Origin of the sequence: Mycobacterium sp. NPDC006124, from assembly GCF_040614235.1 — a bacterium.
In the GTDB taxonomy this organism is placed as follows: Bacteria; Actinomycetota; Actinomycetes; order Mycobacteriales; family Mycobacteriaceae; genus Mycobacterium.
This window is the reverse complement of record NZ_JBEXUA010000002.1, coordinates 1-26014: the sequence shown is the minus strand read 5'-3', so window position 1 is coordinate 26014 and position 26014 is coordinate 1. Positions and strand designations below refer to the sequence as shown.

The window sequence follows — 26014 nt, the reverse complement described above, 5'->3', positions numbered from 1 at the left end:
GGGTGCAAGGATGTCCACCCATGACCACACGCGAACCGGACCTGGTCGACGGCGTGCCCCGCGGGCGGATCGTCGTCGCCTCGATGGTGGGCACCACCATCGAGTTCTACGACTTCTACGCCTACGCCACCGCGGCCGTCGTGGTCTTCCCGCACCTCTTCTTCCCCAAGGGCGACCCGACGACGGCGCTGCTCGCCTCGCTGGCCACCTTCGGCCTCGCGTTCGTCGCGCGTCCACTCGGTTCGATCTTGTTCGGGCACTTCGGCGATCGGATCGGACGCAAGACCACCCTGGTGGCCTCGCTGCTGGTGATGGGCATCGCGACGTTCCTCATCGGCGTGCTGCCCACCTACCACCAGGTGGGGCTGCTTGCGCCGGCACTGCTCGCGATCATGCGCTTCAGCCAGGGCCTTGCCCTCGGCGGGGAGTGGAGCGGGGCGGCACTCCTGGCCACCGAGACCGCCAAACCCGGCAAGCGCGCGTGGGCGGCGATGTGGCCGCAGCTCGGCGCCCCGTTCGGGTTCCTGCTGGCCAATGGCGTGTTCCTCATCCTGGTGCTGTGGTTGGGCTTCAACACCGCCAGTCCGGACCTCGACGGTGCGTTCCTGACGTGGGGCTGGCGCATCCCGTTCCTCCTCAGCGCGGTGATGGTGGCCATCGGTCTCTACGTTCGGCTGCGCCTGACCGAGACCCCGGTATTCGCCCGAGCGATCGCCCGCGGTGAGCGGGTCCGCGCGCCGCTGGCCGAGGTGTTCCGCAACCATTGGCGCCAACTCGTCATCGGCACGTTCGTCATGCTGGCGACCTATACGTTGTTCTACGTCGTCACCACGTGGGCACTGAGCTTCGGCACCGGCAAGAAGACCGCCAGCGGTGGGGGATTGGGCATCCCGTATCTCGAATTCCTTCAGCTGCAACTGATCTCGGTGCTCTTCTTTGCTGCGATGCTGCCGGTCACCGGACTGCTGGCCGACAAGTTCGGCCGCCGGGTCACATTGCTGGTGATCACCGTCGCAATCATGATCTACGGCACCACCTTCGGGCTACTGCTCGACCCGGCGTCGGCGACGACCACGTCGACGCTGGTGTTCCTGATCGTCGGCATGACGTTGATGGGCCTGACCTTCGGGCCGATGAGTGCCGTGCTCCCCGAACTGTTTCCGACCAACGTGCGGTACACCGGTTCCGGCATCGCCTACAACGTCGCCAGCATCCTCGGCGCAGCGATCGCGCCGTTCGTCGCGACGTGGCTGGCCACCTCCTACGGGGTGGCGTGGGTGGGCGTCTACCTGCTGTGCGCCGCGGTGCTGACCGGCATTGCGCTGTTGGTGATGCGCGAGACGCGCGACGCATCGCTCGACGACGTCGAGGAACTCGTTCCGTAGGGGGAGGGGACGCCCTTGGTGGCTCTGGTCGGAACCACCAAGGGCTTGAGAACATCACATCCCGGGATGTGACCCCTCCGCTTGTGTTGCTACCCAACTGGCTCGGTGGCTACGCATCGTTCTCGGATCGTTCCTCGCCCTGGCGTTCGGCCGACGACACCACCCGCTGATGGGCGGTGAGCAGCACCCTGTCGTGTTCGAGCCGATTGGGAAGCGGATTGCGCTTGCCCAGCTCGGCGATGTCCTTCACGACCTGTTCGGCGAGTGCCCTGAGCTTGACGTTGTGCTGCTGGGACTGCCAACGGAGCAGGTCGAACGCCGCATGCTCGTCCAAGCCGTAGATGAACATCAACATGCCCTTGGCCTGTTCGATGAAGGCGCGTTGCTCGGCGATGTCGCGTACCGCATCGGAGATCCGCGCCTCGTCGTCGGGCTGCGGTATGTCAGACGGCCGATGACCGTCGGTCGCGGTACTCATTATCCTCCCCAAGCGAACGACTCCTACGAGTTGCCCACCGCCGAGACGGGGCGTGCCGAAACCGCCGTCGCCGGGGTCTTGGGCGACGCCCTCAATGTTCCGCCGAGACGCGGACCGTTTCAAGCACTGTTGCGTGGTGACGATTCAGATGCCGAGGATTACGCGCCGAGCGGATCTCCGGTGACGACGTCGGTCACCGTCACGTCGACCGGTCCTTGGCCGACGGCCTGACCGAGCAGGTCGGCGACCACGCCCAGCGTCGTCACGCGGATGTGATCGGCGAGCTGCCGAAGGTCGGTTCCGTAGCTGCCGGTGAGTTCGATCGTCACGCCGAGAAGCGTCTTGGTCCGGTCGTCCATGTCGAACGTGATGCGCGTGGGAGCGCAGAGGTAGCGCTGCCGCAGCTCTATCGCCAAGGTGCTGCGCAGCACGTGGTCGCTCACGAAGAGCCGACCGGGACCGGCCATGCCGGTCGGGTCTTGCGCGGCAAGGGGGTGCCCGCCGGGCCGGGCGGTCGTGCGGATCGAGGAGATGACGCGGCCGGCGATGGCGTCCCACCCTGGCTCGGGTGCCGCGCGGAGGAACTCGATCGCACGGAAGAGAGGGTCTGGTTCCGGAGGCGAAGAAGTCATTGCCACCTTTCCAGTCGGGCTCTAAGTGTCGCGGTGGCGCGGAAGTGATGGCCGCGTGCCGCGTCGGGACTCGTGTCCAGAGCCGCCCCGATCTCGGGGAACGTCATGGACTCTATTTCCCGTAGTACCCAGGATGCGCGCTGACGATACGGCAGCTCGGCCAGCGCTGCCTCCAACGCCGCCAAGAATGCCGAGTTCGAGGCCGCGGTGAACGGGTCCGAGTCGCGCGTCGGAGCGGGGATCGCCTCCATGAGCTGGTCGTCGATCGGTTGGGCACGCTTGACGCGGTAATTGTCGGCGATCTTGTGGGAGCAAATCGAGAACAACCAGGTCTTCAGCGACGACCGGCCTTGGAAGGTCTCCAGCTGCTTCCACGCGGCGATGAACGTGGCCTGCACGACGTCGGCCGCGTCGGCCTCGTTGGCGAGCAATCTTCGCGCATACCGGTGCAGCGGCGGGCCGTAGCGGTGGACCACCACTTCGAACGCCTCACGGTCGCCGAGCGCCGCCGCGTGGAGCAGGGCGGCATCGCCCGCATCGGCGATTCGTCCGCCGGTGCCTGTCGTCACGCACGCTCCCTACACGTCCGCACCCGAACTCGAAGGGGGTCAGATGGTGCTCGGGCAGATAGTACTGGCACATCGGTCGGCGGCCGCCCGGTTGGGCGCGGTCGCCCCGATTCGACGATATGTGAGCCGGTTCACGTCGAGACGACGTTCGGTTTTGGCGTGCTCGCCCGACTCAACTTCCGACATCTCGAAACGGGGTGGCTTTGGCCGACATTCGGTCGGGGCGAGGACTCCAAGGAAGGACGACGCTGATGGCAGATTTCACGGACAAGGCTCAGGAGGCCGTCGGACGGGCCAAGGAGGCCGCCGGTGACCTGACCGGCAACGACGACCTGAAGGCCGAAGGTACCGCGGAGACCGCCGAGGCCAAGGTCAAGCAGGGCGTAGACGCGGTCGCAGACAAGGCCGGCGACGCCGTCGAGGCAGCGTCGGACAAGGCCGAAGACGTCAAGAAGTCCGTGGGAGAGGCAGTCGACGGGGCCAAGCATCAGCTCTCCAGCCTCGCCGACGACACCGCCGACGCGGCCCGCCAGCTCCACCTCGACGACGCCGCCTCCAAGCTGGGCGACACGCGCGTCGTCATCGGCGCGGTCGCCGCCGCAGTGCTGGTCGCGATCGTCGTGCGCCGGCGTCGTCAGCCGACGCGCCGAGGGCGCCGCGACGCCAAGCGCGCCGCCAAGCGCGTGGCCAAGGCAGGTATCGGGCGCGCACTGACGCGCTAATCAAGACTCCCCCGAGGAACGCTCGGGGGCAACAGATGATCGACACAACGAAGGGAAGCACCATGGGCATCGTGGACAAGGCCAAGAACGCCGCAGAAGACGCCATCGGCAAGGCCAAGGAAGTCGTGGGTGACGTCACCAACAACGACGACCTCAAGGCCGAGGGCAAGAAGGACCAGGGTGTGTCCGGCGCGAAGAAGGTCGGCGAGAACATCAAGGACACCTTCAAGTAGCCAGCCACGAGGGCCGCGTCGCGCCGCGTCAGCGGCGGGCGCGGCCCTCGTTCATGCCGGGCACCGCGTTGTGAGTCAGCTCACGCGAATCGGACGTTCGGATTGGCCCCCGCGCCCCGACTACACCAAGTACGACGTCACCCAAGCACGAAGTGCACCACCCGACAAGGAGTTAGGAACGATGACCAGCACCCAGCCCGTCACCACCGCCACCACGACCTCCGGCAAGTCCGTCACGGCCGCCAGTAGCTCGAACCTGGTCAGCTCGCAGGGCAAGACCACGATCGCCGACACCGTCGTCTCGAAGATCGCCGGCATCGCCGCCCGCGAGGTCAGCGGCGTCTACGCCCTCGGCGGTGGAGCCTCCCGAGTGGTCGGCGCGCTGCGGGAACGCATCCCGGGCGCCAACGTCAACCACTCCCAGGGCGTGTCGGTCGAGGTCGGCGAGAAGCAGGCCGCCGTGGACCTCGACATCGTCGCCGAATACGGCGTCTCCATCTCCGATCTGGCTGGCGGCCTGCGCCGCAACGTCATCACCGCCATCGAGCGGATGACCGGTCTCGAGGTCACCGAGGTCAACGTCACCGTCCATGACATCCACCTCGCCGGCGACGACGACGACGTCGACGACGCCGTCACCCGGGTGCAGTGACCGGCACCGACACGGGCGCAGGGGCGACCTCGACGAGCGAGCCGGACCAGGCTGATCTCGTCGCCGCCGCCGTCACCGCGGTCCCGGGGGTGGTCGGCTTGCACGCCGGCATGTTCGGCGAAGTCGCGACCTATCTCCCCGGGCACCGCGTGGCGGGTATCCGCACCGGCTCGGACGACGTCACCGAGGTCCACGTGACGCTGCGCTACGGCAGCCCCGTGCGGGAGACCGCGGCGCTCGTCCGCGACGCCGCCGCGGCAGTCACCGGAGGCGTCGTGGACGTCACGGTGGAGGACGTCGTCACCGAGGCGTCCGCGCCGTGACAGTGGCGCGGTGGGACCGCTACCCGGATCGGGCCAGCGCCCGCCGCGCCGCAGCCCGCGAGCTGCATCCCGATCACGGCGGCAGCTCAGCGGACTTCCAAGCCGCGCTTCGCGAGATCGACGTCCACTTCCGCCCGCCGGCGGTGCAGGTGACCGTCCGCCGTACCCGGCGCCGCCCCATCATTTCCCACCCACTTCGACTGTTGCGCCGGCGGCGCCGCTACATCGAACTTTGACCGATATCCCCCGCAGACCGGAAACGCCGTGCTGCAACATCTTTCGGAGGTTGACATGACCACATCGAGTTTGGGCTTGATCGCCGGACTGCTGCTCGGCATCGCCGCGGCCGCGGGCGGGCTGACCGGGTTCGTCATCGCCCTGATCCTGGGCGTCGCCGGATATCTGGTCGGCGGCCAGCGCGACGGCGAGTTCGACCTGTCGGCGTTGTTCCCCGGGAGCCGTCGTGGCTGACGACGACATCGGCGTCGACCCCGCCGAGGACCCCGGCGGACGCGGCGATCTCGTCGTACGCGACAAGGTGGCCCAACGGCTCGCCGTGCACGCCGCCCGACTGACCGAAGGAGTGCACCCGCACTCCGCGGGTCTGGACAAGATCACCGGCCGCGAACTGCCGCGCGCCAGCGTCGCCGTCGCCGGTGACCGGGCACGCGTACAGGTCAACATCGCCGTCGCGTGGCCCGAGTCCGCCGTCGTCGTCGGCGCCGCCGTCCAACGCAACGTCGTCGCCGCCCTGAAGGACTACGCCGCGCTGACCGTCGACCGCGTGGACGTCGCCGTCGACGCCGTCCTACCCCTGACCGCTTCATCGAGGACCGTGCAATGACCACCACCCAAGAACACGCAGTCGGGACCGCCCGGCCCGCACCGGGCCGTCCGCCCGTGGCTGCGCCTGCCGCCGGCTACGTCGGGGCGCTGCTGGCCCTGCTGATCCTCGCCGCGGGCGCCATCGCGCTGCGCGACGCCGCCGTGCACTTCGGCTGGCTGACCGGCACGGCGTGGATCGACGCCGCCGTCTCCGGTCTCGACGGTCTGACCCCTCAGGGCTGGATGCTGCCAGCCGGCGTCGTCGCGGTGCTCGTCGGACTGTGGTGGATCTACGCCGCGATCCGGCCGCGGCGACGCACCGCACTGGAGGTCCCGGCCTCGACCAGCGTCTGGATCACGAAGGCCGACCTCGCCCGGTTGGCCCGCGCCGCAGCCGGTTCCGTGCCTGGCGTGCTCGACAGCCGCGCCTCGGCGAGCTTGCGGTCCGTCAAGGTCACCGCCGACGTCACCGGGGACGACCCCACCCTCAAGGCCGCTATCACCACGGCCGTCGCCGACGCAATCGGCGGCTTCACCACCACCACCCCGCGCATCACGGTGCGCACCCGCACGGGAGCCAACTGACATGACCCGCACCGCCGTCACCTTCGACCGGTTCGCCGCCGTCGTCGCCGGACTCGCGCTCGTCGCGCTCGGCGCCGCACTGGTGGTGTGGACCACCGGCCGAGTGTCCAACCTGCCTCGCAACGTCTCGGTGCCCGGACTGCACTCGGCCACCACGACCGGATGGTGGCCCTTCGCGCTCGCCGGCGCCGGCGTCGTGCTGGTCGTCCTGGCACTGCGGTGGCTGTTCGCGCACTCGCCGGCCGCCAAGGTCAAGGACCTGCCGTTGCGTCGCGACGACTCCGGGTCGATCACCGTCGACCTCGGTGAGGTTGCCTCCGCGGCGGCCCAGGCCCTAGAGCAGACCCTCGACGTCGAATCAGCCAGCGGCAAGGCCGTCATCGACCGGGGCACCCGCACCGTCGACCTCACCGTCACCACGAGTGCGTCCCCGCGATCCGACCGGCTCATCCCGGCCATCGACGCCGTGTGCGCGCAGATCGCGGGCGTGCTCACCGACCCGTCGGTCGCCACCCGCACCACCATTCACACCGGCAAGCGCGAGCGTCGCCGGGTTCGATGACGGCATCCGCCGTCGACTAGAAGGGACCGTTCCATGCTTGCCCTCTTGGCCACCCCGGTCAGACGCTGGATCCTGGCCAGCTTGTTGCTTCCCGTCGTGGCCACGGTGCTGACCAAGCTCGGCCAGTACCTTCAGCGCCGCAACGGCGGAACGCCCACCGCGATCTCGCGGGCCCTGCTCGGACTGTCGTCGGTCACCCGGCGCTTCACCCGCAAACATGGGCCGGAGGCGGATGAGACGACGGCGAGTCCGGAGTCGACCCACGTCAAACGCCTACCGTAAAGGCGCTGCCGCACAGAGATATTCGGCGAATGTGAGGAGTTGACATGCACGTCGAGTCTCCACCACCTCAGCCCGACCGGCCGTCGGTCGACCGGAGGCGTCCACGCACCCACGACGAGACGCAGATGGACACGCTGCGACGCCTGCCCGCATTGCGGGTGCTGGATCAACTGCCCGTGCCCGTCGTGGCGGTCACCGAGAAGGGCACGGTGCTCTTCGCCAACGACGCGATGGCCGAGATGCTCGGCCTCAGGCGCGAGGAACTGCAGGTCATGAACTTCACCGACGTCTTCGAGGCGCCCCTGAAGTCCGACGGTGCCGTCACCGAGCTGCAACGGCATGCCGGCTCGCTGGTTCGGCTGTCGCACGCCGACGGATCCGTCGTTCGCGCCGTCATGAGTCGATCGGCGCTTCAACGCGCGGACGACGACATCGCCCTGGTGACGTTCCAGGACCTGACCGAGCAACTGTGGGCGCAGGGACGCTGACGAGTGGTCGCCGACAGGTGGTCATCTCCGAATTTCGGGGTATGCCCCGAACATGACAGCGATGCGCGCACCAGTGGGGACCAGTACGCAGCTGCACCGAACGCGCCGGTCCGACGCCGTCGAGGCGTCGCGATTGCGCCAGGATCTCGATGCCTGGCTGCATCAGTCCGACGTCCCGCTGACCCAATCGCGTTGTGCCGACGTGCTGCTCGGGGTGAACGAGGCGCTGGCCAACTGCGCCGAACATGCCTACCACGGGCGTCATGGCGGCGACATCACGATTCACGCCCACTACGACGGGGGGCACCGGCTCCGCGTGCGGATCAGCGATCGCGGGCGATGGCGACCCAGCCCGGCCGTGGCGCTCAACCGGCGGGGCCGGGGTCTGGCCTTGATGCGCGCCCTGTCCGACCAATGCACCGTCGACCGGCGCCATGACGGCACCACGGTGCGGCTGGACTACGACCTCTCGGGAGACACCGCGGAATAGGGCCGTCCCCACGCCAAACGGGCGGGCAGAACCGTTGGAGGATCTGCCCGCCCGTTACAGCCTTCGCGAAAGTGCGTTACTCGGCGGCCTTTTGACGTGCCTCGGCGGACTTCTCGGCGGCGCGTGCAGCCTCGGCCTCGGCCTCCTTCTTGGCGACGTCGCGCTGAGCCTCGGCCTTGTCCTGTTGTGCCTTGCCGGCTTCGCGGAGGCCGTCGTTGCCGCTGACGATGCCGACGACCTCCTTGGCCTTGCCCGCGACGTCCTCGACGACGCCCTTCACTGCTTCTTCGGGTCCACTGTCACCCATGGGTGAGCTCCATTCGTCGGCGTGTGACGTTCCCGTTCTCCGGGAACCGATCGCGGAGTACCCAGAGTCTCCGACGTCTGAACATGGACCCGTCTTCAGGTTGGATTCAGGTAGGCCCCGTAGCGTCGGGCAACGATCCGGCCGTTGCCGGCGCGTGCGTATGGCAATGTATCCCGTGCCGGATGACCGTCGTGCCCAAGTGTCGAGGGAGTGTCGGCCAACCTGTCTGATGCGTGAATAACCAATGATGGCAATCGATTCCGGCGAGCTGAGAGTGATGAAAGAACTTCCCGCGAAGAAGACAGTCGGCAAGGCGCCCGCCAAGAAGGTCGCCACGAAGGCGCCGGCGAAGAAGGCGCCCGCGAAGAAGGTGGCCGCCAAGAAGGCTCCCGCCAAGAAGGCGCCGGCGAAGAAGGCCGCGAAGAAGGCGCCGGCGAAGAAGGCCGCGAAGAAGGCGCCGGCGAAGAAGGCGCCGGCGAAGAAGTCCGCTGCCACGACGGGTGCGGCGCGCAGCACCTCGCCGAGGAACGCCTCGGCACCAAAGCGCCCGGCGCTGCCGGCACCGTCCACCGATCCGCTCACCGTGCTGGGGCTCATGCCCGACTTCACGCTGGCCGAACTTCGGCGTGCGTGGCGCGACCACGCCGCGGCGCACCATCCGGACACCGGGGGCGACGCCGCGACGTTCAGTCGTGGCAGGCACGCCTACGAGACGCTCCGGAAGGACCGCGGCCGGTGATCCTTCGAGTACGCCGATGACCGGGATCTGGGCCGAGGTCGCCGCGTTGGTGGCGCTGGCGGCGGTGCTGGTGTTCGCGATGGTCCAACCCCGCGGACTGCCCGAGGCGACGCTGGCGGTGCCGGTGGCCGCCGTCCTGGTGGTGTGCGGCGCGGTCAGTCCCGGTGCCGCACTCGAACAGATGAAGCTGCTGGGTCCGACCGTCGGATTCCTCGCCGCCATCCTGGTTCTCGCGCATCTGGCCGACGAGGAGGGGGTCTTCCGGTGGCTGGGCGCTGCGCTCGCGCGGGCCTCCGGCGACAGCTCGCAGCGGCTCATGGCATTGGTCTTCGTCTCCGCGTCGGTCACGACGGCCGTGCTGAGTCTGGATGCGACCGTGGTCCTCCTGACCCCGGTCGTGTTGGCGACGGCCCGTCTCGTGCGGGTCCGCGCCAAGCCGCACGTCTACGCGTGCGCCCACCTGTCGAATTCGGCGTCGACCTTGCTGCCGGTGTCGAATTTGACCAACCTGCTGGCATTCTCGGCCTCGGGACTGACGTTCGTCTCGTTCGCCGCGGTGATGGCGCTGCCGTGGTTGGTCGTCGTCGGCCTCGAGTACGCCGTGTTTCGCATCTTCTTCCGCAAGGACCTCGCCGCCGAACGCGACGCGGAGTCGGTCGAGGAGGAAGCGCCCGCCGAGCAGGCCACGCCCGTCTACGCATTCGTCGTCCTCGCCGCGACCCTGGTCGGTTTCGGTGCCTCGGGCTTCGCCGGCATCGAACCCGTGTGGGTGGCGGTGGTGGGTGCCGTCGTGCTGGCCATCCCCGGCCTCCGCCGCGGCTCGGTGACGATCCCGACGATCGTCCGGGCCGGCTCACCACTGTTCTGTCTGTTCGTCTTCGCCCTCGGCGTGGTGGTCGCCGGGGTGAGCGAGCACGGACTCGGCCGCGCGGTCGCCCGGGTGTTGCCCGAGGCGCCGACGCTCGTCGGCTTGTTGGTGGTGGCCGCCGTGTCGGCGGTGCTGGCCAACGTCGTCAACAACCTGCCCGCCACGCTGCTGATGCTCACGGCGCTGGGCTCCGGTGCGCCGGCAGGTCTGATCCTGGCGATGCTCGTCGGCGTCAACATCGGACCCAACCTGACCTATGTCGGATCACTCGCGACCCTGCTGTGGCGACGGGTGCTCTCCGGTGCCGGGATCCGGCCGCGGCTAGGTGAGTTCACGCTGCTGGGGTTGGCGACCGTGCCGCTATGCGTCGTCGGGGCCGTCGCAGCCCTGTGGGCAGGCCTGGAACTCGGGTTCGCATGAGCCGCCGCGGGGTCCTCGGGTCGTCCCGAGAACCCCGCGGCGACCTTGGCTCAGCGAGCCGGCTGTTCGGCCGGGAGCAAGGGGGTCGTGGGTGCGGCCGGGGCCGGTGCGGAGCCGCCGGGTTGCGGTGCCGGGGCTTGCTGAGGGCCCGGGGCCGCAGGAGCAGCGGGGGCAGCTTGCCCGCCGGGTCCACCGGGCGCACCTGGTCCACCGGGAGGCGGGGGCGGGGGGCCGCCGAACTGGCCGCCGGGTCCACCGGGTCCACCTGGTCCACCGGGAGGCGGGGGCGGGGGGCCACCGAACTGACCGCCGGGTCCGCCGGGTCCACCTGGTCCACCGGGAGGCGGGGGCGGCGGGCCGCCGAACTGGCCGCCAGGTCCACCCGGAGGCGGTCCGGGCGCGCACATCTCACCCTGGGCCGCATAGTGATTCGACATCCCGGCCGGCCCCACGTCCGTCGACGGTCCGCCGAAGAGCGCGGCGCCCAGGATGCCGCCCACGATCAGGGCGGCGACACCCGTTCCCACCGCAACCCCGACGGGGTGCTGGCGGACGCGGTCGCCGGTGCCGGACCAGCGGCTGGCCGGCTTCTCGGCCGGCGGCGCGGGTTCCACGTGCTGGGCGGTCAAATCGTCGGTGTCGGTGGTGTCGGCAGTGTCGTTGTTCTTGTCGTCGTTCACGTCGTCCTCACTTTCGGTTGGCTGTTGCTGGTGACGACGTTGCTGGGCGAACTTGAAGCCAACCTGAAGAATGCGGGTGCAGGCCGAATCCTTCAGCTTCGCTTCAGGAAGGCGCCCCCGGCACGGGACACAATGAACGCATGACCAGTCGCGCACCGTTGCGTCCAGAGCCGCGCGCCCGCGTCCTGGTCGTCGAAGACTCCGAGACGATCCGCGAAATGGTCAGCGAAGCGCTCGACGACGCGGGATACGTCACCGGCGCACGCTCGGACGGCACGGGCCTGGAGGAGACGCTGCGCGGCTTCCGTCCCGATTTGGTGGTGCTCGACGTGATGATGCCGGGCCGTGACGGGTTCGCGCTGATCAACGTCGTGCGGGACTACGGCGACACCGGCATCGTGCTGCTCACCGCCCGCGATGGGCTCGACGACCGGCTGCGCGGCCTGGACGGCGGGGCCGACGACTACGTCGTCAAACCGTTCGAGCTGGCCGAGTTGGTGTCGCGGGTCGGGTCGGTGTTGCGCCGCCGCGGCCGGCTGCCGTCGGCCGTGCAACTCGGGGACCTGATGCTCGACGTCGACGCCGGCACGGCCACCCGCGCCGGTCAGCCGTTGGACCTGACGGCCACCGAGCTACGCCTGCTGGCCTACCTCGCCGACCAACGGGGCAGGCTGGTCAGCAAGGAGCAGATCCTCACCGCGGTGTGGGGTTACGACGCCTACGACCCCAATCTGGTGCAGGTCTACATCAGCGCCCTCCGTCGCAAGCTCGAGGCACACGGCCCACGAATCCTGCACACCAGCAGGGGAATTGGCTATCAACTGACACCGACGACATCGTGACCGAGACCCCGTCGTTGCGCCGCCGCGTCACGCTCTCCGCGGTGGCCCTTCTGGCGACCGCGCTGGTGGTCTTCGGCGTGGTGATCGACTTCGCCTTCGGCGCCCAGGTCAGTCGCGACCTGCACGACCGATTGGTGGCGACCGCGACGCGCGCCGACGCCCTCGCGCAGTCGGGCGCCTCGCCGCAACAGACGGCGGCCGAGTTGAACGGGGGCGGCATCCGGGCGCTGCTGGTGACCGCCGACGGGCAGTCCTATGGCGACCCGGCGATCAGCCCCGACACCGTCGAGGGGCCGGGAGCGGCGCTGGCGCCCTCCGGGCCGCCGCCAGGTCCTCCGGGCGGGCCGGGACGGCCTCCCGGGCAGGGTGATCCGATCGGTCCGCCACCGCCGCCGGGTGGTCCGGGCGGGCCGCCGCCTCCTCCGCCGCCACCCGATGAGACCAACACCGCGCTGGTGCATCCGCTGCCCGACGGCTCGCGGGTGATCCTGGTCGCCGACACCACGCCGGCCACCGCGGCGGTGCGCGATCTGCGTGAGTTGCTCATCGGCGCGGGTGCCATCACCCTCGTCGTGGCGGCCGTGCTGCTCGTCGTCGTCGCGCGCAGTGCGCTGCGTCCCCTGGACCGGTTGACCATGGTGGCCAGGGCGATCAGCACCGGCGACCGTGGCCGTCGTCTGCATCCGGATCGCCCGAACACCGAACTCGGCCGTGCCGCAGCGGCTTTCGACGTGATGCTCGATGCGTTGGAGGCTGCCGAGCGCAACGCGCAGGAGGCCGCGGAGGCGGCCCGCCGCGCCGAGGCGCAGACGAGAGACTTCCTGGCCGACGCCGCGCACGAACTGCGCACGCCGCTGGCCGGCATTCAGGTCGCCGCCGAGCAGTTGACCAACACCGCCGACGACACCACGCCGGAGGCGTCGTCGCGTACGAAGCGCCGACTCTCGCTGCTGCTGTCCGACGCCCGCCGGGCCGGCCGGCTCGTCACCGACATGCTGGACCTGAGCCGCATCGACGCCGGGCTGCCGCTGCGGATGGCAGAGGTCGACCTGGTGGGCATCGCCGAGGCTCAGGTGGAGCGAGCCGACATGCTCGCACCCCAGACGTCGGTGGTGCGCACGGGTGCGGAACGCCTGATGATTCGGGCCGACCCCCATCGCGTGGGTCAGATCTTGGCCAATCTGCTCGACAACGCGCGCCGCTACACCCCGGCCGGCGGCCGGATCACCGTCCACGTCGACGTGGACGCGGGTGCCGCCAACCCGGTCGCCAACGTGGTCGTCGGCGACACCGGGCAGGGGGTCGCCCCGGCCGACCGCGAGCGGATCTTCGACCGTCTGGTGCGCTTGGACGCCTCGCGCAACCGCGACCACGGCGGGGCCGGACTGGGGTTGTCGATCGCCCGGGCCCTGGCGCGGGCGCATGGCGGCGACCTGGTGTGTGAACCGTCCGAGGTGGGTGCTCGTTTCCGGCTGACCCTGCCCGTGACCAGCGCGGACACCGCGGGGCGTTGACCTGGGTGCCGAGCACAGGGCACTATTGGACGAATAGTTCAGAAAAGGACTACTCGTTCAGTTTCGTTGGGGGGGTCATGCAGTCCGAGCGGCAGCGGATGGGCATCCCGTGCCCGGACCCCGGACACGGCCGATCCGGGGACGAGGAGTCGGTCGCGACGACCAACGCCGCCTTCGAATACGACTCGAACCGGGCTGTCATCGAGCAGGCGAAGGGCATGCTGATGTTCGTGTACGGGATCGACGCCGACGAAGCGTTCCTGCGCCTGCGGGAGCAGTCCCAGCAGCACAACGTGAAACTGCGGCTGATCGCCCGGCAGGTCTCCGACGACCTGGTGCAACTGGCCCGCACGTCGTCACCGCAGCGCCGCATCCAGCACGACCTGTTGCTGCGCACCGCGCACCAGCGCGTGACCGACGCCGCTACCCGGCACGTCGGCGCCGAGGCCGAACTGGGTGGTCACCTCGCCTGATCCACGCCGATGCGGAAATATCGTCCACGTCACACACCGCCGGATTCACCTCGGCTCCGAATCTCCTGCCGTGGGGACCAGCGCAACGACACCGACGGACCAGAACGTACGCAGTCGCATGACGCGTGGAAGCGAGGCGTGAACCCGTGCCGAGTGGGCAATCCGTGCACATGACCGGCGACGACCACGAGGCGCCGGGTGTCGTCCTGTCCCATCGGCGCCATCGCGGGCATCGCGGCCGGTCACCCGTCAGAGCCGTCCAAGGTTCGGCCGACGTGCGGGCCGCCGTGCGGGGCCTGCTCGTCGACTTCGTGACCACCGAGTGCCTTCCCCAACTCGACGGCACCGGCGTCGACGTCGCGAGCGGCGTGCTGTCAGACTTCCTCGACGGCGGCAAGTACGTTCGGTCGACCTTCATGTACCTGGGGTGGTTGTGTGGCGCGGAGCAGGACGAGGCGGCGTTGCGCGCCTCGGCCAGCCTGGAGTTGCTCCACGCCTTCGCCCTTCTGCAGGACGACGTGATGGACGAGTCGACGTTGCGTCGCGGCCGCCCGGCCGCCCACGTCGCGTTGAGCGCCTGGCACCGCGGGCGCGGGCTGACCGATTCCTCGGATCGCTTCGGTGAGTCGGCGGCGACCATCCTGGGTGACCTCTGCCTGGTGTGGGCCGAGAAGATGCTCCGCCAGAGCGGCGTCAGCGCCGAGGCGCTCGCGCGCATCTGGCCCCGCTACGACGAGATGCGGGTCGAACTGGCAGTCGGTCAACTCGCCGACCTGGTCAACGATTCGCATGCGTTCCCCACGTTCGAGGAAGTCCTCGACGTGGCGCGGCGCAAGTCCGGCAACTACACCGTGCGGCGACCGCTGGAGATCGGCGCGGCGATGGCCGGCTGTAGAGAAGCCGTCGTCGACGCCGTCGGGCGGTACGGCACCGCGATCGGCGAGGCCTTCCAGCTGCGCGACGACCTCCTCGGCATCTCGGGGTCCCCGACGGTGACGGGCAAGTCCGTCGGCACCGACCTGGAGGCGCAGAAGGCCACCAGCGTCGTCGTCGCCGCTCACCAGATGGCCGACGCCGGACTGCGACGCCAACTGGCAGACCTGATGACCACCCCCACCCTGACGACCGAGGACGCCGAACGATGGCGGACGCTGATCATCGCCAGCGGCGCCATCCAATGGATCGAGGAACTCATCGAGCAGCGGCTGGCCCAGGCGATCGGCTACCTCGACGTGGCCGGGATTCCACAAGACGCCCGTGCCGCAATGGAGGACATGGCCGTGTACTGCACCGAGAGGAGTGCGTGATGCGCACCGTAAAGGGTAAGACCGACCGGGTCGTCGTGGTCGGCGGTGGCCTGTCGGGACTGTCGGCGGCGCTCTACCTCGCCGGCCGTGGCCGCAACGTCACCGTCGTCGAACGGGAGGATCACCCCGGCGGACGAGTGGGCCGGGCCGACGTCTCCGGCTACCGCCTCGACATGGGGCCCACCGTGCTGACGATGCCCGACATCATCGACGACGCCATGGGCGCGGTCGGGGAGAAGCTCACCGACCGCATCGAATTGATGCCGGTGCACCCCGCGTACAACGCGGTGTTCGCCGGAGGCGAGACCCTGCAGGTCCACACCGATCCGATGGCGATGTACGCGGAGGTTCAGCGGTTCGCGGGCACCAAGGAGGCCGACGCCTACCTGCAGATGCGCCAGTGGCTGACCTCGCTGTACGAAACCGAGTTCGACGGCTTCATCGGCGCCAATTTCGACTCGCCGCTCTCGCTGCTGACTCCGCAACTGGGCCGACTGCTGGCCATGGGCGGATTCCGCAAGTGGGAGAGCGTGATTCGCAAGTTCCTCAGCGACGAACGCCTGTTGCGGGTGTTCACCTTCCAGGCGCTCTACGCCGGGGTGCCCCCGCAGAGTGCACTGGCCGTCTACGCGGTGATCGCCTACATGGACACCGTCGCCGGGGTCTACTTCCCCCGTGGCGGCATGCGGGCCCTGCCCGACGCGATGGCCGCCGCGGCGGCCAACGCGGGCGTCGAATTCGTCTACGGCGCCACCGTGTCCGCCATCGAGCGCAGCGGCTCACGGGCCACCGCGGTCATCACCGACGGGGGCCAGCGCATCCCGGCCGACGCCGTGGTGCTCACCACCGAACTACCCGACACCTACCGGCTGTTGGACTACGCGCCCCGCCGGTTGCTCAAGCTGCGGCCGGCGCCGTCGGCGGTCGTGGCTCACGTCGGCGTGCCCGCCCTGGACTCGTCGGTCGGCCACCACACGATCCTCTTCGGCGAGGCCTGGAAGCAGACCTTCACCGACATCATCACCGACGGTCGGGTGATGGGTGACCCGTCGCTGCTGGTCACGCGACCGACCGCCGGTGACCCGTCCCTGGCCCCGCCCGGGCGTGACCTGCTCTACGTCTTGGCCCCGACTCCCAACACCGAGATCGGCAAGATGGACTGGGACGCGACGTCGTCGGCCTACGTCGAGCACATGCTCGGCGCCGTCCAAGAGCGACTGCCTCAGGTCGGCGACGACATGGAGGTGCTCTCGGTGGTGACACCCGCGGACTGGGGTCGCCAGGGCATGCTGGCCGGAACGCCCTTCGCGCTGGCGCACACCTTCGCCCAGACCGGACCGTTCCGCCCGGCGAACACCGTGCGCGGCGTGGACAACGTGGTGCTGGCCGGATCGTCCACGGTGCCCGGTGTCGGCGTTCCGACCGCCGTGATGTCGGGCCGGTTGGCCGCCGACCGGATCACCGGAGTGCCGGTGGCGCAAGCGAATCGAGAGGTCGCATCACGATGATCGGCTCGGAACTGGACGCCGCGGGCGTGCTCGACCCGTCGTTGCGCGACGCCTACCGGACGTGCCGGGAGATCAACGCCCGCGACGGCAAGACCTTCTTCCTGGCGACGCGGCTGCTGGCCCCCGCCCAACGCCCCGCGGTGCACGCGCTCTACGGTTTCGCACGCCGCGCCGACGACATCCTCGACGAGTTCGACGACACCCGCGGTGACGAGGTGCGTGCTCAGCAGCTGCAGCTGTTCTCCACGCAACTCTTCAACTGCCTGGTCGAGAACCAGGCCTGCGCCGATGACCCCACCCTCACGGCGGTGGTGCACACCGCGCGCCGCTACGACATCGGGTGGCAGCTCTTCGACGACTTCCTCGCCTCGATGCGGATGGACCTGACGGTCACCGACTATCCCGACCGGGCCGCCCTCGAGCGGTACATGTACGGCTCGGCCGAGGTGATCGGTCTGCAGATGCTGCCCATCCTCGGAACCGTCGGCCCGCGGGAGGACGCCGCGCCGTTCGCAGCCGCACTGGGCAAGGCGTTCCAGCTGACCAACTTCCTGCGCGACGTCGACGAGGACCTGCGGCGCGGACGGGTCTACCTGCCCGCTGACGAACTCGCCGTCCACGGCGTCGACCGCGACGTCCTGACCTGGTGCCAGGGCAACCGCAAGATCGACGCCCGGGTGCGTCGCGCCCTGCGCGAACAGCACGACGTCACGCGGCGGGTGTACGACGCCGCCCGACCGGGCATCACGGCTCTGGCGCCGGTGTCACGACCATGCGTCGAGACCGCCCTGAAGCTCTACTCCGAGATTCTCGACCAAATCGAGGAGATGGACTTCGAGATCTTCAGCCGACGTGCCAGTGTCGGTAACGGACGCCGCGCGGCCGTCGCCGGAGCGGGTGTCGTCAAGGCCTGGGGCGCGCGGCTTCGGCACCGGAAGGGGTAGGAGTGGACAAGCTTCACGAGACCGTGCCCGCGCGAGCCGGTCTGCCCCACGCCGACGCGCTGGCGACGAGGCCGCGAGTGGTGGTCGTCGGTGCGGGTATCGCCGGCCTGGCAGCCGCCGCCGGTCTGAGCGAACGCGGTGTGGCCGTCGACGTCGTCGAGGCCACCGACTACGTCGGCGGGCGGGTCGGTGGTTGGCCCGACACCCTGGCCGACGGATCCGCGGTGGCGATGAACCGTGGATTCCACGCGTTCTTCCGTCAGTACTACAACCTGCGTGCCCTGCTGCGTCGCTCGGATCCGCACCTGTCGGCGCTGACTCCCGTCGAGGACTACCCGTTGGTCGACGAGTACGGTCGCCGCGACACGTTCCGCGGTCTGCCGCGCACGCCGCCGTTCAACGCCCTGACCTTCGCCCTGCGCAGCCCCACCTTCCGGTTGCGCGACCTCATGCGGATCGACGGCATGGCCGCCGCGCCACTGGCCACCGCGTCGGTGCCGCAGACCTACCGCGACCTCGACGACCGGACCGCCGCGGAATTCTTGCAGGACATCAACTTTCCGGACGCGGCGCGCCACCTGGCGTTCGAGGTATTCGCGAGGAGCTTCTTCGTCAAGCCCGAGAAGCTCTCGGCCGCCGAGCTGGTGACGATGTTCCACATCTACTTCCTGGGCTCCAACGAGGGTTTGGTGTTCGACGTCGCCAACGCCAATTTCGACGAGGCGCTGTGGAATCCGCTGCGAAAGTACTTGGAGGGCAACGGCGTCCGATTCCACACCGGGACCTCTGTGCGTTCGGTGGAGATGGGCGACGAGGTGCGGGTCGACTGCGGCTCCGACGAGCCGCTCGCCGCGGACGCCGTGGTGCTGGCGACCGACGTCGCCGGGTTGCGGCGGATCGTGGCGGCGTCGCCCACCCTGGGTGACGACGACTGGCGGGGACGTGTCGCCGGCGTAGGCAACGCGCCGCCGTTCGTGGTGCTGCGACTGTGGTTGGACCGCCCGGTGCGTGCCGACCGGGCGGCGTTCCTCGGCACGGGCGGCAGGCCGCCCCTGGACAACGTCAGCGTGCTGGAACGCTACGAACGCGAAGCGGCACAGTGGGCCTCACGTACCGGAGGCTCGGTGGTGGAGTTGCACGGCTACTCCGTGACCGGCGACGACGCCGAGGTGCGCGAGGGTCTGCTGACCCGGATGTACGACCTCTATCCCGAGACCGCCGCGGCGACCGTCGTCGACGAGCGGTTGCTGCGGCGCGAGGACTGTCCGACCTTCGGGCCCGGCGACTTCGAACGACGGCCCACCGTGCGCACACCCGATCCCCGGGTGATGCTGGCCGGGGACGGCATCCGCATCGATCTGCCGGTCGCGCTGATGGAGCGGGCCGCCACGACGGGGTGGACGGCGGCCAACGAGTTGCTCGACACCTTCGGTCTGGCCGGTCACACGCTGCACACCGTGCCCAACCGCGGCCGTTCCGCGCGGCTCGGTCGCCTGATCGCGCGAGCGGAAGGTCAACGCACATGAGCTCCTTCACCGAGTTCCGCGCCAACATGGCCAAGAGTTGGCCGTTCACCACGCTGCCGCCCCTGGACTGGTCGGCGCAGACGCCGACCTTCGCCGACGCCGACCCGCGGGTGATCTCCACCGCTCTGAGCCGCGCCGAACGCCGACCCAGCGGCAACTGGTTCCCGTTCGCCGCGAGCTCCCAGATCGCCGGCAAGGCAACGGGTTCGGTGGTCGCCGGCGTTCAGATCGTGGCCTGGCGTGGTGCCGACGGCGGATTGCTCGTCGCGCCGCGCGCTTGCCCGCACCTCGGTGCCGACCTCGCCACCGCGCCGGTGGAGTGCGGCACGCTGGTGTGTCCGTGGCACGGACTGCGGCTCTCCGATCGCCGGCACGGCGCCTGGAAGCCGTACCCCGCCCATGACGACGGCGTGCTGTGCTGGGTGCGCCTCGACGCCGTCGGGGGCGAGGAGCCCACCGACGCACCCATCGTCCCGGAACGGCCCGGCCACCCCCAGATGGCCGCCGTCGCCCGACTCGAGGGAACGTGCGAGCCCCGCGACATCGTCGCCAACCGGCTGGACCCCTGGCACGGCGCCTGGTTCCACCCGTATTCCTTCACACAGCTCAAGGTGCTCAGCGCACCGCCTGCGGTCGACGAGCTTCCCGACGCCCAAGACCGCTTCCTCGTCGACGTGACCTTCCGGCTCGGAAAGCTGGGCGTCCCGGTCATCGCGGAGTTCACCGCACCGGGGCCGCGGACCGTGGTCATGCGCATCGTCGAGGGGGAGGGTGTCGGCAGCGTCGTCGAAACCCATGGCACGCCACTGGGTCCCGGCGCCGACGGGTTGCCGCGCACCGCGGTGCTGGAGGCAGTCATCGCGCACTCCGACCGACCCAACTTCGGCAAGGGTCTGGTCGCGGCGCCCGTGATCCGGCCCCTGATGCGGGCCGCCGCCGCGCGGCTGTGGCGCGACGACCTCGCCTACGCCGAGCGGCTGTTCGCGTTGAGGTCCGGTCGCTGAGCTAGCGCGCGACGTTTGCGGCGTCGAGTAGCGGCACCTGCTCCACGGCCCACGGGCTGATGGCCCACGGCATCGAGGTGGCCGCCCGCAGCTGATCCCACGGCACCCACGCGGAGTCCATGATCTCCTCGGGGTCGGCGTCGAGAGGTCCGTCGACCCGCGCGCAGAAGACGGGGCACACTTCGTTCTCCACGACGCCGCCGGCGTCCACGGCGCGGTAGCGGAAGTCGGGCAGAACGCAGCGCAGGTCGGAGACGTCGACGCCGAGTTCGGCACGGGCCCGGCGGGCCACGGCGTCCTCGAGGGGCTCCCCGGGTGCCGGGTGGCCGCAGAACGAGTTGGTCCACACCCCCGGAAACGCCCGCTTGTCCAGCGCCCGCCGCGTCAGCAGAACTCGTCCTTCGTCGTCGAAGAGATAGCAGGAGAACGCCAGGTGCAGCGGAGTCGCCGTGCCGTGGACGTCGGCCTTGCGGGCCGTGCCGATGCTGCGGCCCGCGTCGTCGAGGAGGACGACCAACTCGTCGGTCTGAATCGAGGTCATGAACACCCGCAACATCACTCGTAGGAACTTCTCGAAGAATTCGTCACCGCCACCGCTCTGGACGGGTCCGAGGTCAGAGCACCTTAGTGCCGTACATCTCACCGAGGGGGTCGGCGATCAACTCGATTCGTGCTCCGTCGGGGTCGCGGAAGTACAGCGACACCCCACTGTGTTCGGAGACCTCGACGCCAGCCGCGGCCAGCTTCTCCCGCAGGTGCTGCCACCGCTGCGGCTCGACGCTGACGGCCACGTGATGCAACCCGCCGAGCACCTCTCGGTACGGTTGCAGGTCCAGGCCCGGGAAGTCGAAGAACGCCAGCAGGTTCGAGTTGCCGATGTCGAAGAAGAAGTGCGTGGAACCGTCGTAGTCGCGGTTCTCGATGAGCTCGGTGAGCGGAAACTCCAGCAGTTCCTGGTAGAACCGGATGGTCCGTTCGACGTCACCGCTGATCAGCGCCGTGTGGTGCACTCCTCGGCCCGACGACGCCGGCCGGGTGGCCGGGGACCGCAGGTACGTCTCGGCCAGTTCGTGGCGCCGCGAACCGAAGCGTTGCGAGGACACGTCGTCCGTAGCGGTCATGCGGTGCATTCTCCCCGAAGTCGGCGCTCTGCGGTGGATGTGTCACAGAACACGCGGTACGGGGCGCCGGCGCGGCCCGTCGGCACCGAATACCCGACATGGCACACGACATCCCCGACGACCGACACGAGGGCGGAGCGGCTGAGGCGACCAACAAACCCGGACCCATCGCCGGCGAGGCCCTCAAGGACGCCGCCCGGTGGCCCGGTTACGCCCTGATCGCCGCCGGCCTCGCCCTGACGGCCCTGAGCCTTGCCGGCTTCGCCGTCGGCCGAAGCTCGTTGGCCACCGGTGGTGCCCTGCTCGCGGGGCTGGCCGTCGTCGCCGGGGTGGCCTGGCAGTTCGTCGAGCATCGGCGACTCGCCGCCAGGCACGGCTCGGGCACCCCGGAGCGTCCCGAGGACGCGGCTCCCCTGGAGTAGCCGGACCGTCACCCCCTGGTCGAGGCCCGGCGGCGGCCAGCACCGTCGACCCTCGGTGCGCAGCGCCGATCGAGGCGGCGACGAGTGCCCAGACCACCGCGGCCACGTAACCCGGCGAACCGCGCAGCACGTAGGTGAGGACCAGCGCGGCCGCCGTGGCGGCCACCAGGATCGCCGCCTGCCAGCCGACGTCGCCGGCCGGTGCCCCGGTGCCGATCGCCGCGGCTGCCACGTTGACGAACACCGCCACGCTGCTCCAGCCGAGGTAGAGGCCGAAGGTCACCGTGGCGAGCCCGCGGACCCAGCCCGGACAGGTCAGATCGCGGGCCCGGCACACCGTCAGGCGGACGGCGTCGACCAGGGCTACGTTCATGATCGCGAAGACGGCCACGCTGACCCACAGCCAGTCCTGCGCCGCGACGACCAACCACGTGGTGAAGCCGGTGTAGACCACCGACAGCTCGACGAGGACGCGGGTCTCCCATGGCGAGCCGAGTCCGTGGCGCAGGACGGCGACCCCGGTGACGACGGTCAGCAGCGTGATCACGCCCCAGATGGAGAACGCGTAGCCCGACGGCGTGATGAGTGCCCGGTTGGTGTCGCCGGAGGCCAGGAAGTCACCGAACAGTCGCGCGACGACCGGCGGGCTGGCCAGCTGGCTCACCGCCAGCAGGGTCGAGATCCATCGCCACGCCCGGACCGACGACTTCGTCGGTCGCATCGTGGTGTCGCTAGTGGACATGGTCAACCTCCCGCTGGGTGTGGTGGTGGTGGATGGCCGGGTCGACGCGTGCCGGCCACCAGATGCGCGGTCCGACGAGGGTGAACAGGGCCGGGATCATCACGGTCCGCACCAGGAAGGTGTCCAGGAGGATGCCGAGCCCCACGATGATGCCGATCTGGGTGAGCACGATCAGGGGCAGCACGCCCAGGACCGCGAAGACCGCGGCGAGCACGATGCCGGCACTGGTGATGACCCCGCCGGTGGCCGAGACGGCCCGTACGACGCCCTCGCGGGTGCCGTGCTCGTGGGTCTCCTCCCGGGCCCTGGTGATCAAGAAGATGGTGTAGTCCACGCCGAGTGCGACCAGGAACAGAATCGCGAAGAGGGGAGTGGTGTCGTCCAGCGCCGGAAAGCCGAGCGCGTGGACGCTGAGCCACCCGCCGAAGCCCAGGGCCGCGAGGGCACTGAGCACCGTCACCGCCACCAGGACCACGGGGGCCAGCGCCGCCCGCAGCAGGACGTAGAGCACCAGCAGGACCACGACGAGGATCGCCGGGATGACGACGCGCTGATCACGCTGAGCGGCGTTGCGGGCGTCGAGTGCCTGGGCATCGGGCCCGCCGACCAGGGCCTGTCCGTCGACGGCCCGGACCGCTCCGCGCAGGCGTTCGACGACGTCGAAGGCCGCGTCCGAGGCGGGAGGGGCGTCGACGACGACCGAGAACTGCGTCAGACCGGATTCCGAGGTGCCGGCGGCACGCGCCGACACGACGCCGGTGGTGGCGCCGATGGCCCGCTGGAGATCATCGGCGCGGTCGGTGCGTCCGAGGACCGACGTGGGTGAGGACAGTCCGCCGGGGAAGTGTGCGGCGAGGGTGTCGTAGGCCGACACCGATTCCGCCTTCACCCGGAACTGGTCGGTCTGCGACAGGCCGATCGGCGTGCTCAACACCCCGGTGCAGAGGACGGCCAGCAAGGCCACGGTGCCGACGGTGACCCGTCCGGCGTGATCGCTCACCCACGTCGCGACGCGGTACCACGCTCCTGCGCGCTGTGGCTCGCGGTGGTTGGCCTGCCGGGGGATGAAGGGCCAGAACAACTTCGGGCCGAACAGTGCGAGCAGTGGTGGGAGGACGCCGAGGACGAACACCGCGGCGACCACGAGTCCGCAGGCAGCTTGCGCGCCGAGGCTGCGGGTGGACGGCACCACGGCCAGCAGCAACGTCAGCAGTGCGAGCACGACGGTGGCGTTGCTGGCCAGGATGGCCGGGCCGGCATGTCGCAGTGCGACTCTCAGTGCCTCGCGGTGGTGCGGGGTGCGCACCAGCTCCTCGCGGTAGCGCGAGATCAACAGCAGGGCGTAGTTGGTGCCGGCGCCGAACACCAGCACGCTGGTGATTCCGGTGGTGGAACCGTCGGAGGTCAGACCGCCCGCTCCGACGACCACGCCGCCGAGCGCGGCGGCGGTCTGGTCGGCCAGGGCGACGACGGCCAGTGGCACCAGCCACAGGATGGGCGAACGATAGGTGAGGATGAGCAGCAGCGCGACGACCGCGGCGGTCACCGCCAGAAGGGTGACGTTGGCCCCGGAGAACGAGTCGGCGATGTCGGCGCCGAAGGCCGGTCCGCCGGTGACCTGGAGCCGCAGTCCCTCGGGTGCGCCGTCCGTCGCGGCGTCGCGAAGGCCCGTGACGGTGTCGGCGAGCTCGAAACCGGAGAGGTCGGCGGCGATCGACACCGGTGCCACGGCGACGACGCCGTCCTCGGAGGTGGCGAGCGGAGCGCCGCCCTGCGTGCCGGCGCGAGCCAGGACCCGTTGGCGTGCTTCGCGGGCGGACGCGAGATCGGCCGGGGACAGTGCCGCGCCGTCGGCGCGTGAGACCACCAGGAGTACCGGTGCTTGGTCACCCGCCGGAAAGTCCTTGGCGAGCGAGGCCGCGCGGGCAGACTCGGCCGAGGCGGGCACCGGCACGGGCGATTTGGTGGATCCGTCGTCCGCGCCCGTGAGGGCCATCAGCAGGCCCGCTGCGACGGTGATCAACAGCGTGACGATCCACGACCGTCGACCGGAGATGATGGTGGCGTATCGATCCCACGAGTTCATGACGACGACTATATTAAGATGATTAACCATTAATCAAATTAAGGATTATTGAGTGAGCCCCAGCAGGGATGCCGTCGAGGCGTCGATCGTGTCCGACGTGCAGGCGCTGTCCGCCGAGTCCGATGATCTGAGTCGGGTGTTCTGTGATCGACATGACTTGACTGACAACGACTTTCGTGCGCTGCTACACGTCATGGTGTCCGAGCGCGACGGCGAGCCGCTGACGCAGAGCCAGTTGGGCCACCGCATCGGCGTCTCCGGCGCCGCGATCACCTACCTCGTCGACCGGATGGTGCAGTCCGGACATATGACGCGTGAGCCGCATCCGTCCGACCGGCGCAAGGTGCTGCTGCGCTACGCAGACCACCCCAATGCCGTCGCCCGGGCGTTCTTCACGCCGCTGGGAGTCCACACCGCAGCCTCGCTGCGAGAATTCTCCGTCGCGGAGCTGACGGTCGCCCATCGCGTGCTCGAAGCGCTGGTGGGATCCATGCGGGACTTCAGCGCCGAATTGAGCAGTGATGTCACACCGATGACCGATTCATGACGAAGCGTGCATAAGCCATTCATGACGAGAATATGACGCGCTACGAGCGGCACAATGAAGGTCGACACACGGGAGCGAACACATGAGTCCCAAGCTCGCTGAACTTGCCGCCCATCAGGGCGATGCGATTGATTCGCGGTATCACCCCTCGGCGGCGGTGCGCCGTCAGTTGAACAAGGTGTTTCCGACGCATTGGTCGTTCCTGTTGGGTGAGATCGCGTTGTACAGCTTCATCGTGTTGCTGTTGACCGGTGTGTACTTGACGTTGTTCTTCGATCCGTCGATGGCCGAGGTCACTTATCACGGGGTGTATCAGCCGCTCAACGGGATTCAGATGTCGCGGGCCTATGAGACCGCGTTGGACATCTCCTTCGAGGTGCGTGGTGGGTTGTTCGTCCGCCAGGTCCACCATTGGGCGGCGCTGCTGTTCGCCGCCTCGATCATGGTGCACTTGGCGCGGGTGTTCTTCACCGGTGCGTTCCGCCGGCCCCGGGAGGCGAACTGGGTGATCGGGTCGCTGCTGCTGATCTTGGCGATGTTCGAGGGGTACTTCGGGTATTCGTTGCCCGATGACCTGCTCTCGGGCACCGGGTTGCGGGCGGCGTTCTCCTCGATCACGTTGGGGATGCCGTTGATCGGGACGTGGTTGCACTGGGCGCTGTTCGGTGGGGACTTCCCGGGCAGCATCATCATCCCGCGGCTGTATGCGCTGCACATCTTGTTGATCCCGGGGATCAT

The 26014-nt window shown here is 69.4% G+C and carries 33 protein-coding genes and 1 pseudogene; 25 read left to right on the top strand and 9 right to left on the bottom strand.

The genetic code is table 11. The annotated features are described in order from the left end of the window. Positions 1–20 precede the first annotated feature (20 nt). Positions 21–1385, top strand: coding sequence for an MFS transporter (locus tag ABZ195_RS03755; protein ID WP_355215026.1), 1365 nt, complete (start codon positions 21–23; stop codon positions 1383–1385). Between the two features lie 109 nt (positions 1386–1494). Here ABZ195_RS03755 and ABZ195_RS03750 read toward each other — a convergent pair whose 3' ends face one another. The 3 genes from ABZ195_RS03750 to ABZ195_RS03740 form a co-directional block, all read right to left on the bottom strand. Beyond that, complete coding sequence (locus tag ABZ195_RS03750; RefSeq protein WP_355215024.1) at positions 1495–1863, bottom strand: ANTAR domain-containing protein; 369 nt, start codon at positions 1861–1863, stop codon at positions 1495–1497. 158 nt (positions 1864–2021) lie between these two features. Continuing rightward, positions 2022–2495 carry a hypothetical protein gene (locus tag ABZ195_RS03745; protein ID WP_355215022.1) on the bottom strand — a complete coding sequence of 158 codons (474 nt, stop codon included), beginning with the start codon at positions 2493–2495 and terminating at the stop codon, positions 2022–2024. After that, positions 2492–3064 carry a sigma-70 family RNA polymerase sigma factor gene (locus ABZ195_RS03740; RefSeq protein WP_355215021.1) on the bottom strand — a complete coding sequence of 191 codons (573 nt, stop codon included), beginning with the start codon at positions 3062–3064 and terminating at the stop codon, positions 2492–2494. Before ABZ195_RS03740 ends, ABZ195_RS03745 begins: the two co-directional genes overlap by 4 nt. A gap of 251 nt (positions 3065–3315) precedes the next feature. Here ABZ195_RS03740 and ABZ195_RS03735 point away from each other — a divergent pair, with 251 nt between their 5' ends. The 12 genes from ABZ195_RS03735 (at position 3316) to ABZ195_RS03680 (ending at position 8226) form a co-directional block, all read left to right on the top strand. After that, on the top strand, positions 3316–3786 hold the full coding sequence (locus ABZ195_RS03735) for a CsbD family protein (protein WP_355215019.1): 471 nt from the start codon (positions 3316–3318) through the stop codon (positions 3784–3786). Between the two features lie 62 nt (positions 3787–3848). Continuing rightward, on the top strand, positions 3849–4019 hold the full coding sequence (locus ABZ195_RS03730) for a CsbD family protein (protein ID WP_149483423.1): 171 nt from the start codon (positions 3849–3851) through the stop codon (positions 4017–4019). Between the two features lie 181 nt (positions 4020–4200). After that, entirely contained in the window at positions 4201–4671 is a 471-nt protein-coding gene (locus ABZ195_RS03725) for an Asp23/Gls24 family envelope stress response protein (RefSeq protein ID WP_355215017.1), read from the top strand. Beyond that, on the top strand, positions 4668–4994 hold the full coding sequence (locus tag ABZ195_RS03720) for a hypothetical protein (RefSeq protein ID WP_355215015.1): 327 nt from the start codon (positions 4668–4670) through the stop codon (positions 4992–4994). Before ABZ195_RS03725 ends, ABZ195_RS03720 begins: the two co-directional genes overlap by 4 nt. Further along, a complete protein-coding gene (locus tag ABZ195_RS03715; protein ID WP_355215013.1) occupies positions 4991–5230 on the top strand; it encodes a hypothetical protein in 240 nt (79 codons plus the stop codon). The genes ABZ195_RS03720 and ABZ195_RS03715 overlap by 4 nt, the downstream gene beginning before the upstream one ends. Before the next feature lie 55 nt (positions 5231–5285). Then, positions 5286–5465: a hypothetical protein gene (locus tag ABZ195_RS03710; protein ID WP_355215011.1), complete on the top strand. Its 180-nt coding sequence runs from the start codon at positions 5286–5288 to the stop codon at positions 5463–5465. After that, positions 5458–5838: an Asp23/Gls24 family envelope stress response protein gene (locus ABZ195_RS03705; protein WP_355215010.1), complete on the top strand. Its 381-nt coding sequence runs from the start codon at positions 5458–5460 to the stop codon at positions 5836–5838. The genes ABZ195_RS03710 and ABZ195_RS03705 overlap by 8 nt, the downstream gene beginning before the upstream one ends. Further along, positions 5835–6404, top strand: a complete 570-nt coding sequence (locus ABZ195_RS03700; RefSeq protein WP_355215008.1) for a DUF6286 domain-containing protein — start codon at positions 5835–5837, stop codon at positions 6402–6404. The genes ABZ195_RS03705 and ABZ195_RS03700 overlap by 4 nt, the downstream gene beginning before the upstream one ends. A 1-nt stretch (position 6405) precedes the next feature. Continuing rightward, positions 6406–6966, top strand: coding sequence for an alkaline shock response membrane anchor protein AmaP (locus ABZ195_RS03695; protein ID WP_355215006.1), 561 nt, complete (start codon positions 6406–6408; stop codon positions 6964–6966). Between the two features lie 33 nt (positions 6967–6999). Beyond that, entirely contained in the window at positions 7000–7248 is a 249-nt protein-coding gene (locus ABZ195_RS03690; RefSeq protein ID WP_355215004.1) for a hypothetical protein, read from the top strand. 44 nt (positions 7249–7292) lie between these two features. Further along, the gene (locus ABZ195_RS03685; RefSeq protein WP_355215002.1) at positions 7293–7736 is read left to right on the top strand and encodes a PAS domain-containing protein; all 444 of its coding nucleotides are present in this window, start codon (positions 7293–7295) and stop codon (positions 7734–7736) included. 61 nt (positions 7737–7797) lie between these two features. Then, entirely contained in the window at positions 7798–8226 is a 429-nt protein-coding gene (locus ABZ195_RS03680) for an ATP-binding protein (RefSeq protein ID WP_355215000.1), read from the top strand. Positions 8227–8302: 76 nt separating this feature from the next. On the opposite strand, the gene ABZ195_RS03675 is transcribed toward ABZ195_RS03680, so the two are convergent. After that, positions 8303–8533 (bottom strand): CsbD family protein, encoded by a 231-nt coding sequence (locus ABZ195_RS03675; protein WP_355214998.1) that lies wholly within the window; start codon positions 8531–8533, stop codon positions 8303–8305. A 277-nt stretch (positions 8534–8810) separates the two neighbouring features. On the opposite strand from ABZ195_RS03675, the gene ABZ195_RS03670 reads away from it, so the two are divergent. Together ABZ195_RS03670 and ABZ195_RS03665 are read left to right on the top strand one after the other, a co-directional pair. Beyond that, entirely contained in the window at positions 8811–9272 is a 462-nt protein-coding gene (locus ABZ195_RS03670) for a J domain-containing protein (protein WP_355214996.1), read from the top strand. A gap of 16 nt (positions 9273–9288) precedes the next feature. Next, a complete protein-coding gene (locus ABZ195_RS03665) occupies positions 9289–10560 on the top strand; it encodes an ArsB/NhaD family transporter (protein ID WP_355214994.1) in 1272 nt (423 codons plus the stop codon). A gap of 50 nt (positions 10561–10610) precedes the next feature. On the opposite strand, the gene ABZ195_RS03660 is transcribed toward ABZ195_RS03665, so the two are convergent. Continuing rightward, the gene (locus ABZ195_RS03660) at positions 10611–11240 is read right to left on the bottom strand and encodes a hypothetical protein (RefSeq protein WP_355214992.1); all 630 of its coding nucleotides are present in this window, start codon (positions 11238–11240) and stop codon (positions 10611–10613) included. A gap of 140 nt (positions 11241–11380) precedes the next feature. Here ABZ195_RS03660 and ABZ195_RS03655 point away from each other — a divergent pair, with 140 nt between their 5' ends. The 8 genes and pseudogenes from ABZ195_RS03655 to ABZ195_RS03620 all read left to right on the top strand — a co-directional run bounded on the left by ABZ195_RS03655 (position 11381) and on the right by ABZ195_RS03620 (position 20358). Then, positions 11381–12082 carry a response regulator transcription factor gene (locus ABZ195_RS03655; protein ID WP_355214990.1) on the top strand — a complete coding sequence of 234 codons (702 nt, stop codon included), beginning with the start codon at positions 11381–11383 and terminating at the stop codon, positions 12080–12082. Continuing rightward, the gene (locus ABZ195_RS03650) at positions 12079–13596 is read left to right on the top strand and encodes a HAMP domain-containing sensor histidine kinase (protein ID WP_355214988.1); all 1518 of its coding nucleotides are present in this window, start codon (positions 12079–12081) and stop codon (positions 13594–13596) included. The genes ABZ195_RS03655 and ABZ195_RS03650 overlap by 4 nt, the downstream gene beginning before the upstream one ends. A gap of 188 nt (positions 13597–13784) precedes the next feature. Next, a pseudogene (locus tag ABZ195_RS03645) lies at positions 13785–13919 on the top strand (ANTAR domain-containing protein); the annotation flags it as partial. A 320-nt stretch (positions 13920–14239) separates the two neighbouring features. Beyond that, positions 14240–15376 carry a polyprenyl synthetase family protein gene (locus ABZ195_RS03640; protein WP_355214986.1) on the top strand — a complete coding sequence of 379 codons (1137 nt, stop codon included), beginning with the start codon at positions 14240–14242 and terminating at the stop codon, positions 15374–15376. Continuing rightward, positions 15376–16884 (top strand): phytoene desaturase family protein, encoded by a 1509-nt coding sequence (crtI, locus tag ABZ195_RS03635; protein WP_355214984.1) that lies wholly within the window; start codon positions 15376–15378, stop codon positions 16882–16884. Before ABZ195_RS03640 ends, crtI begins: the two co-directional genes overlap by 1 nt. Then, the gene (locus ABZ195_RS03630) at positions 16881–17828 is read left to right on the top strand and encodes a phytoene/squalene synthase family protein (RefSeq protein ID WP_355214982.1); all 948 of its coding nucleotides are present in this window, start codon (positions 16881–16883) and stop codon (positions 17826–17828) included. Before crtI ends, ABZ195_RS03630 begins: the two co-directional genes overlap by 4 nt. Positions 17829–17830: 2 nt before the next feature. Further along, entirely contained in the window at positions 17831–19354 is a 1524-nt protein-coding gene (locus ABZ195_RS03625) for an FAD-dependent oxidoreductase (RefSeq protein ID WP_355214980.1), read from the top strand. Next, a complete protein-coding gene (locus tag ABZ195_RS03620; protein WP_355214978.1) occupies positions 19351–20358 on the top strand; it encodes a DUF5914 domain-containing protein in 1008 nt (335 codons plus the stop codon). Before ABZ195_RS03625 ends, ABZ195_RS03620 begins: the two co-directional genes overlap by 4 nt. Before the next feature lies 1 nt (position 20359). Here ABZ195_RS03620 and idi read toward each other — a convergent pair whose 3' ends face one another. From idi to ABZ195_RS03600, 4 genes are all read right to left on the bottom strand, one after another. Next, on the bottom strand, positions 20360–20899 hold the full coding sequence (idi, locus tag ABZ195_RS03615; protein WP_355214976.1) for an isopentenyl-diphosphate Delta-isomerase: 540 nt from the start codon (positions 20897–20899) through the stop codon (positions 20360–20362). Positions 20900–20972: 73 nt separating this feature from the next. Beyond that, positions 20973–21479 carry a VOC family protein gene (locus ABZ195_RS03610; protein ID WP_355214975.1) on the bottom strand — a complete coding sequence of 169 codons (507 nt, stop codon included), beginning with the start codon at positions 21477–21479 and terminating at the stop codon, positions 20973–20975. Between the two features lie 183 nt (positions 21480–21662). Next, positions 21663–22643, bottom strand: a complete 981-nt coding sequence (locus ABZ195_RS03605; protein ID WP_355214973.1) for a hypothetical protein — start codon at positions 22641–22643, stop codon at positions 21663–21665. Next, positions 22633–24699 (bottom strand): MMPL family transporter, encoded by a 2067-nt coding sequence (locus tag ABZ195_RS03600; protein WP_355216037.1) that lies wholly within the window; start codon positions 24697–24699, stop codon positions 22633–22635. Before ABZ195_RS03600 ends, ABZ195_RS03605 begins: the two co-directional genes overlap by 11 nt. A gap of 82 nt (positions 24700–24781) precedes the next feature. Between ABZ195_RS03600 and ABZ195_RS03595 the strand changes: the two genes are divergently transcribed. Both ABZ195_RS03595 and ABZ195_RS03590 read left to right on the top strand, forming a co-directional pair. Beyond that, positions 24782–25276 carry a MarR family transcriptional regulator gene (locus ABZ195_RS03595; protein ID WP_355214971.1) on the top strand — a complete coding sequence of 165 codons (495 nt, stop codon included), beginning with the start codon at positions 24782–24784 and terminating at the stop codon, positions 25274–25276. Positions 25277–25358: 82 nt separating this feature from the next. After that, positions 25359–26014 (top strand): cytochrome b (locus ABZ195_RS03590; RefSeq protein WP_355214969.1); only part of this gene is annotated, 656 nt, incomplete at its 3' end.